This is a genomic window from Streptomyces pathocidini, from assembly GCF_001418495.1.
Classification (GTDB): domain Bacteria; phylum Actinomycetota; class Actinomycetes; order Streptomycetales; family Streptomycetaceae; genus Streptomyces; species Streptomyces pathocidini.
In genome coordinates this window covers 1-8,218 of record NZ_LIQY01000233.1, presented here as the reverse complement: position 1 = coordinate 8,218, position 8,218 = coordinate 1, and the positions used below count along the sequence as shown (strand labels likewise).

The 8,218-nt window shown below is 70.7% G+C and carries 3 protein-coding genes and 1 tRNA gene; 1 reads left to right on the top strand and 3 read right to left on the bottom strand.

What is annotated here, in order from left to right:
* Window positions 1-4,112: HAMP domain-containing protein (locus tag AOK16_RS12930; protein ID WP_079101320.1), on the bottom strand; the 4,112-nt coding region annotated here is incomplete at its 3' end.
* Window positions 4,113-4,520: 408 nt separating this feature from the next.
* On the opposite strand from AOK16_RS12930, the gene AOK16_RS12925 reads away from it, so the two are divergent.
* Window positions 4,521-7,160 (top strand): SpoIIE family protein phosphatase, encoded by a 2,640-nt coding sequence (locus AOK16_RS12925; RefSeq protein WP_055472405.1) that lies wholly within the window; start codon window positions 4,521-4,523, stop codon window positions 7,158-7,160.
* A gap of 54 nt (window positions 7,161-7,214) precedes the next feature.
* Here the strand turns inward: AOK16_RS12925 and AOK16_RS12920 are convergent.
* Both AOK16_RS12920 and AOK16_RS12915 read right to left on the bottom strand, forming a co-directional pair.
* Window positions 7,215-7,290, bottom strand: a tRNA-Thr gene (locus AOK16_RS12920).
* Between the two features lie 95 nt (window positions 7,291-7,385).
* Window positions 7,386-8,096, bottom strand: coding sequence for a DegT/DnrJ/EryC1/StrS family aminotransferase (locus AOK16_RS12915; RefSeq protein WP_055472404.1), 711 nt, complete (start codon window positions 8,094-8,096; stop codon window positions 7,386-7,388).
* Between the last annotated feature and the right edge of the window lie 122 nt (window positions 8,097-8,218).

The window sequence follows — 8,218 nt, the reverse complement described above, 5'->3', positions numbered from 1 at the left end:
GGGGTGCGCAGCTCGTGCGACATGTTGGCCAGGAACTCGGACTTGTAGCGCATCGAGACCGCGAGCTGCTCGGCACGCTCCTCCAGGACCTGCCGCGCCTCCTCGATCTCGGTGTTCTTGACCTCGATGTCGCGGTTCTGCCGGGCCAGCAGCTCCGCCTTCTCCTCGAGTTCGGCGTTGGACGCCTGGAGCGCCTTCTGCCGGTTCTCCAACTCGGCCGAGCGCTCGCGGAGTTGCTCGGTGAGCTCCTGCGACTGCTTCAGCAGCACCTCGGTCTTGGTGTTGACGGAGATGGTGTTGACGCTCGTGGCGATCATCTCGGCGATCTGGTTGAGGAAGTCCTTCTGGATCTGCGCGAACGGCTGGAAGGAGGCCAGCTCGATCACGCCCAGGACCTTGCCCTCGAACAGCACCGGCAGCACGATCACATGCGCCGGCGGGGCCTCCCCCAGGCCGGAGGCGATCTTCAGGTAGCCCGGCGGCACGTTCTCCACGAGGATCGTGCGCCGCTCCTCCGCGGCCGTGCCGATGAGCGTCTCGCCCGGCAGGAAGGAGGTCGGCATGGTGCCCATCGAGTAGCCGTAGCTGCCGATCATCTGCAGCTCGTACGAGCCGTCCTCGGCCGTTCCGCCGATCTCGGCGCTGTCGCCGGTCGGCGTGGCCAGGAAGAACGCGCCGTGCTGGGCGGAGACGACCGGGGTCAGCTCGCTCATGATGAGGCCGGCCACGTCCTTGAGGTCGCGGCGGCCCTGCATCAGACCCGAGATCCGGGCGAGGTTGCCCTTGAGCCAGTCCTGCTCCTTGTTGGCCAGGGTGGTCTCGCGGAGCGTGGCGATCATCGTGTTGATGTTGTCCTGGAGCTCCAGGATCTCGCCCGCCGCGTCCACGTCGATCTTCAGGTTGAGGTCGCCGCGGGTCACCGCCGCGGCCACCGCGGCGATGGCGCGCACCTGGCGGGTCAGGTTGCCCGCCATCTCGTTAACGGACTCGGTCAGGTCGCGCCAGGTGCCGTCCACGTCGCGCACCCGCGCCTGGCCGCCCAGCTGGCCGTCCGTACCCACCTCGCGGGCCACCCGCGTGACCTGCTCGGCGAAGGACGACAGTTGGTCGACCATCGTGTTCACGGTCGTCTTCACGTCGAGGATCTCGCCCCGCGCGTCGATGTCGATCTTCTTCGTCAGGTCGCCCTTGGCGATCGCGGTGGTGACCATCGCGATGTTGCGGACCTGGCCGGTCAGGTTGGACGCCATCGAGTTCACCGACTCGGTGAGGTCCTTCCACGTACCGGACACGCCCGGCACGCGCGCCTGGCCGCCGAGGATGCCCCCGGTGCCCACCTCGCGCGCCACTCGGGTCACCTCGTCGGCGAACGACGACAGCGTCGTGACCATGGTGTTGACGGTGTCGGCGAGCTGCGCGACCTCGCCGCGCGCCTCGACCGTCACCTTCTTGGTCAGGTCGCCGTTGGCGACCGCGGTCGCCACCAGGGAGATGTTCCGCACCTGGATGGTCAGGTTGTTGGCCATCAGGTTGACGTTGTCGCTCAGGTCCTTCCAGATGCCGGTGACGCCCGGAACCCTTGCCTGGCCGCCCAGTTGGCCCTCGGTACCCACCTCGCGGGCCACCTGGGTCACCTGGTCGGCGAAGGACGACAGCTGGTCCACCATCGTGTTGACGGTGGTGACCAGTTCGAGGATCTCGCCCTTGGCGTCGACGGTGATCTTCTTGGACAGGTCGCCGCGCGCGACCGCGGTGGTCACCTCGGCGATGTTGCGCACCTGCGAAGTCAGGTTGTTCGCCATGAAGTTGACGGACTGGGTGAGGTCCTTCCAGGTGCCGGACACGCCCTGCACCTCGGCCTGGCCGCCCAGGATGCCCTCGGTGCCCACCTCGCGGGCCACCCGCGTCACCTGGTCGGCGAACGAGGAGAGCTGGTCCACCATGGTGTTGAGGGTGTTCTTCAGCTCCAGGATCTCGCCGCGCGCGTCCACGTCGATCTTCTGCGACAGGTCACCGCGGGCCACCGCCGTCGCGACCTGGGCGATGTTGCGGACCTGGGCGGTCAGGTTGCCCGCCATGCCGTTCACCGAGTCGGTCAGATCGCGCCACACGCCCGCGACGCCCGGAACCTGCGCCTGACCGCCCAGCCGGCCGTCCGTACCCACCTCGCGGGCCACCCGGGTCACCTGCTCCGCGAACGCGGAGAGCTGGTCCACCATGGTGTTGATGGTGTTCTTGAGCTCCAGGATCTCGCCGCGCGCGTCGACCTCGATCTTCTGCGACAGGTCGCCCCGCGCCACCGCGGTCGTCACCTGGGCGATCTGCCGCACCTGCGAAGTCAGGTTGCCCGCCATGAAGTTGACGGAGTCCGTCAGGTCCTTCCAGGTGCCGGACACGCCGTCCACCCGGGCCTGACCGCCCAGCCGGCCCTCCGTACCCACGTCCCGCGCCATGCGCGTGACCTCGTCGGCGAAGGAGGACAGCTGGTCGACCATCGTGTTCGCGGTGTTCTTCAGCTCCAGCATCTCGCCGGAGACATCCACCGTGACCTTCTGCGACAGATCGCCGTTCGCCACCGCCGTCGTCACCTGCGCGATGTTGCGCACCTGGCCGGTCAGGTTGCGGAAGGCGGTGTTCACCGAATCCGTCAGGTCCTTCCACGTACCCGCCGCACCCGGAACCTGCGCCTGACCGCCGAGTTCACCCTCCACACCGATCTCACGCGCCACACGCGTCACTTCGGCGCCGAAGGACGACAGCTGGTCGACCATCGTGTTGACGGTGTTCTTCAGCTCCAGCATCTCGCCGGAGACATCCACCGTGACCTTCTGCGACAGATCGCCGTTCGCCACCGCCGTCGTCACCTGCGCGATGTCCCGCACCTGCGCCGTGAGGTTGCGGAAGGCGGTGTTCACCGAATCCGTCAGGTCCTTCCACGTACCCGCCGCACCCGGAACCTGCGCCTGACCGCCCAGCAGCCCCTCGGCACCCACCTCGCTGGCCACCCGCGTCACCTCGTCCGCGAAGGTGCGCAGCGTCTCGGTCATCGTGTTGATGGTGTCCGCCAGCTGCGCGACCTCGCCGCGCGCGCTCACCGTGACCTTCTGCGACAGGTCGCCGTTGGCGACCGCCGTGGTCACCTCGGCGATCCCCCGCACCTGCGAAGTCAGGTTGCCCGCCATCAGGTTGACGGAGTCCGTGAGGTCCTTCCAGACCCCCGCCACGCCCGGCACCTGCGCCTGTCCGCCCAGTTCGCCCTCGGTGCCCACCTCGCGGGCCACCCGGGTCACCTCGGAGGAGAACGAGGACAGCTGGTCCACCATCGTGTTGACGGTGTTCTTCAGCTCCAGCATCTCGCCCGCCACGTGCACCGTGACCTTGCGCGACAGGTCGCCCTTGGCCACCGCCGTGGTGACCAGCGCGATGTCCCGCACCTGCGCGGTCAGCCGGTACGCCATGGTGTTGACGGAGTCGGTCAGGTCCTTCCAGGAGCCCGACATCCCCCGCACCTTGGCCTGGCCGCCGAGCTTGCCCTCGGTGCCCACCTCGCTGGCCACCCGCGTCACCTCGTCGGTGAACGCCGACAACTGGTCGACCAGCCCGTTGACCGTGCGGCCCACCTTCAGGAACTCGCCGCGCAGCGGGTGCGCCGCATCGTTGTCACTGCCCATCGAGCGCAGTTCCATGCGCTGGGACAGGTCTCCCTCGGAGACCGCCGACAGCACCCGTCCGACCTCGGACACGGGCCGTACGAGGTCCTCGACCAGGGCGTTGGACGCGTCGATCGCCGCCGCCCAGGAGCCCTCACAGGCCCCCGTGTCCAGCCGCTCCGTCAGCTTCCCCTCGCGGCCGACCACCCTGCGCACCCGGGCCAACTCGCCCGTCAGATGCAGATTGCGGTCGGCGACTTCGTTGAAGACGGCCGCGATCTGGGACATGACGTCGTCGCCCGACACGGTCAGCCGCTTGCGGAAGTTGCCGTCCCGCATCGCGGTCAGACCGGCCAGCAGTCTGTTCAGTGCCACCGAGTCAACTTCCGTCGTCCCGTTGCTACGGGACCGTCCGCCTTTCGCGCGCGTGCTGACGCCCCGCGCCGCTCCGCCAGACTCCACCGTGTCCCTCCCGCAGGGTCGACCGTTTCTACCCGGGCCTTCTCTCGAAGCCTTCCCAGTGTTTCACCATGGCCCAACCAGGCCATAACAGTTCGGCAGCATCGCATACCGTCAGCCGCTCCATCCCGCCTACCGCACTCCGGGGGCGGAAACACCTGCGACCGGCATCCGCGCGGACAGCGAAGGTAAGTAACCTGGCATCCGGCTGTCCATCCATAGGGAGTGGGGATGCAGGAGCGGGGCGAGAGGCTGGTCCGGCAGGGCGCAGCGGGTACTGACACCGACCACGTACCCGTGGGGCCCGGTGACCCGGCCGTCTCCTCTCCCCCTACGGTGGACGGAACCGGAGACGTGATCGACGTGGTGGTGGACGGACAGCGGGCCCCAGGGGCGGGCGCGCAGAAACACATGAGGAGAACAGTGATCACCGCGCGGGCTGCGGCCACCTTCGAGCCGGTCGGGCGCTCGGTCGCCTCCGCCCGCGCGTTCGTGCGTGACACGCTCCAGGGCTGGGGCCTGGCCGACATCATCGACGACGCCGTCGTCCTCACCAGCGAGCTGGTCACCAACGCCGTGGTCCACGCCGGCACGGCGGCCGAGGTCCTGTGCCTCCGCTCGGACCGGGGCGTACGGGTCGAGGTCGCCGATCGGTACCCCGAACGTGAACTTCCGCTCCAGAGCACGGGCCGTCATACCCCGCATCCGGACCGTGAGGGCGGCCGCGGCCTCCTCCTCTGCGGCGCTCTCGCGAGCCGCTGGGGCGTGGAGTACACCTCGACCCACAAGCAGGTCTGGTTCCAGCTCGACCTCGCCGAGCGCCCCGCGGGCACCCGCTCCGCGGGCCCCGCCCTGCCGACCGACGCCCTGCCCGTCGCCGACTCCCGGGTCCGCGTCGCCGTCGTCCAGATCGACCGCGGCGGCGTCATCGGCTCCTGGAACGAGGACGCCCAGAACCTCTTCGGCCACCCGGCCGGCCAGGTCGTCGGCAAACCCCTCACCGACCTCGCCGCCTGGCCCCACACCCCCGGCACCGGCACCGGCATCGCCGAAGCGCTCCAGCTCTCCCGCTGGGAGGGCTCGTACGGCATCCGCGGCACCGACGGCCGCGTCATCCCCGTCTACGCCTCCCACCTGCGCGTACGGGACGCCGAGGGCGAGCCCTCGACGGTCCTGCTGCTGGTACGGGACCACGAGCGCGCCGTCCTCCAGGCCACGCCCCGCGCCTCCGCCGACAGCTCCTCGGCCTCCGGCGACCGGGGCCCCGCCGCGGACCCCTTCGAGGTGTTCATCGGCTCCCCGGCCCCCGACGACCTCGACGGCCTCCTCCAGCGCACGGTCGAGCGCGCCCGCGACATGCTGGACGGCGACTCCGCGTACCTCCTGCTGGCCACCGACGACGAGACCGAGCTGGAGGTCCGCGCCTCCACCGGACTCCCCTCGGCGCGCCAGCGCTTCGCGCGCGTGCCCGTGGAGGCCGGTACGGGCCGCTACGGCTCGGCCCGCATGCCCGCCGTCCACGAGGACCTGACGGCCGTACCCGGCGCCGTACCGCTCCTCGCGGAGACCGGCATGCGCTCGGTGGTCACGGTCCCCCTCAAGGTCGAGGGCCGGCTCACCGGCTCCCTGGGCGTGGCCGCCGAGGCCCCCGGCCGCTACACCAACGAGGAGGCTCTGCGGCTCCAGTTCGCCGCCGACCGCATCGCGCTCGCCGTCGAGCGCGCCCGCCTTACCGAGCTGGAGCGGCTGCGACGCGGCTCGCTCTCCTTCCTCGTCGAGGCCTCCGACCTGCTCGCCGGCACCCTCGACCGGGACCAGACGCTGGCCCTCATGGCCCAGATGACGGTCCCCACCCTCGCCACCTGGTGCGCCGTCTTCACGGTCGCCGACCAGTCCTCCGAGCCGGAGCTCTCCTACGTCCTCCACGAGGACGAGGACCGCATCGACGGCCTCAAGACCCTCCTCAACAAGGTCGCGCCGCCCGACCCCGTCCCGACCCCCGGCGCCCGCGTCTGGAGCGCCCCCGGCGACGCGGCCCGCTCCGCGGCCCTGCGCTCCTCGCTGCGCGCCATCGACATGGGCGACCCGTCCCAGCTCTCCGGCCCCGGCCCGTCGCTGGCCACGGCCTCCGCGGTGGGTGGCGAGACGGTCGTACTGCCCCTGGTGGCCCGCAACCGCGTCATCGGCATGCTGACCCTCGGCAAGCCCTCCGAGGAGCACTTCCGCCAGGAGATCCTGGAGCTGGCCGAGGACCTCTCCCGGCGGGCCGCTCTCGCCCTGGACAACGCGCGGCTGTACTCCGAGCGCACGGCCATCAGCCAGTCCCTCCAGCGCAGCCTCCTGCCCCCGGAGCTGCCCGAGGTCCCCGGCGTGGAGGTCGAGGTCATCTACCGCGCGGCCGGCGAGGGCAACGAGGTCGGCGGCGACTTCTACGACCTCTTCCCGATCCGCGACCGCGCGTACGGCTTCGCCATCGGCGACGTCTGCGGCACCGGCCCGGAGGCCGCCGCGGTCACCGGCCTCGCCCGGCACGCGCTGCGCCTGCTCGCCCGCGAGGGCTTCGGCGGCCCCGCGGTCCTGGAGCGCCTCAACGCGGCCATCCTCGACGAGGGCGCCCGCAGCCGCTTCCTGACCCTGCTCTACGGCGAGTTGTGGCCGCAGGAGGACGGCAGCGCGCTCCTCAAGGTCGTCTGCGCGGGCCACCCGCTGCCGCTGCGCCTGCGCCAGGACGGCAGTGTGGAGCCGGCCGCCGAGCCCCAGCCGCTGCTCGGCGTGATGGACGACCTGGAGCTGTACGAGCAGACGGTGACGCTCGCCCCGGGAGACGTGCTGCTGTGCGTCACGGACGGCGTGACCGAGCGGCGCGAGGGCAGCCGCATGCTCGGCGACGACGGCCTGGTCGACGTCCTGACGACGTGCACGGGCCTGACGGCCGGCGCGGTCGCGGCCCGCGTCCTGCGCGCGGTCGAGCGCTTCGCCGCCGAACCTGCCTCCGACGACATGGCGATCCTCGCGATGCGCGTCCCGGAGCCCCGTACGCCGGAGCTGTGAACCGCCCCCGGACATGACGAAGGCCCCCGCCTCAGGCGGGGGCCTTCATTTCGCTGGAGCCCCAATACGGAATCGAACCGTAGACCTTCTCCTTACCATGGAGACGCTCTGCCGACTGAGCTATTGGGGCGCGGCAACACGCCAGATCATACCCGAACTCGCGTGTGCCCCCGACCGCCCCCGGCTGCGCCGGAGGCGCCCCCGCGAGCCGGTCGGACCTCGCGCTCAGGCCGGCAGCAGCAGCCCGCCCAGCGCGTTGCACGCCGAGACGACCCGCTGCAACTCCCGCCGCGTCAGGCCCGCTTCGACAGGCAGCGCCAGGCACTCGTCGGCGGCCCGCTCGGTCTCGGGCAGCCACACATCCCGCCGGAACGGCGGCATCCGGTGCACCGGGGTCTGTACGGGGACCTGGCAGCGCACGCCCCGCGCGCACAGCGTCCGCGCGAACGCGTCCCGATCGGGCCGCCCGTTGCCGGGAACCCGAACGACGTACTGGAGAAAGGCGTGTTCGGCGCCCGGCCGCACCATCGGGGTGATCACATCGTTGAGCCGCCGGGTCAGAAAAGCGGCGTTGGCCCGCCGCACCGCGACCTCGGCGGCAGACCCCTCCCGGGCCACCTCGCCGCCGTACGCGATGAGGAACAGGCCCTGGCGCCGCGCGAGTTCACCGAGCCGCGCCATATCCGCACGGTGCCCGAACTGATGCACCGGCACGATCGCGGCCGTACGCGGTGACACCGCGGCTTCGACGGCGGCAGGGTCGACGCAGAAGCTACCGGGGTCTATGTCGACGAACACCGGCACTCCACCGGCCAGTCGCACGGCCTCGACCACTCCGACGCTTCCGAACGAGGGCACGATCACCTCGTCGCCGGCGCACACGCCCGCGCTGGTCAGATCACGCTGAAGCCCGTCCACGGGCTGTCCCAGTGCCATGGCACGGATCGTGCCCGCACAACGTGAACTCCAAGTGGCGGACAGCACAACGCCAGAGAGCCCTGTCGGGAACCGAAGTTCCCGACAGGGCTCTCTGACAATGATTGTTCGGCGGTGACCTA

What these genes read in the sequence shown, in the direction of transcription:
- AOK16_RS12925 (WP_055472405.1), top strand. Translation starts at nt 4,521, where the DNA reads ATGAGGAGAACAGTGATCACCGCGCGGGCTGCGGCCACCTTCGAGCCG.
- AOK16_RS12915 (WP_055472404.1), bottom strand. Translation starts at nt 8,096, where the DNA reads ATGGCACTGGGACAGCCCGTGGACGGGCTTCAGCGTGATCTGACCAGC.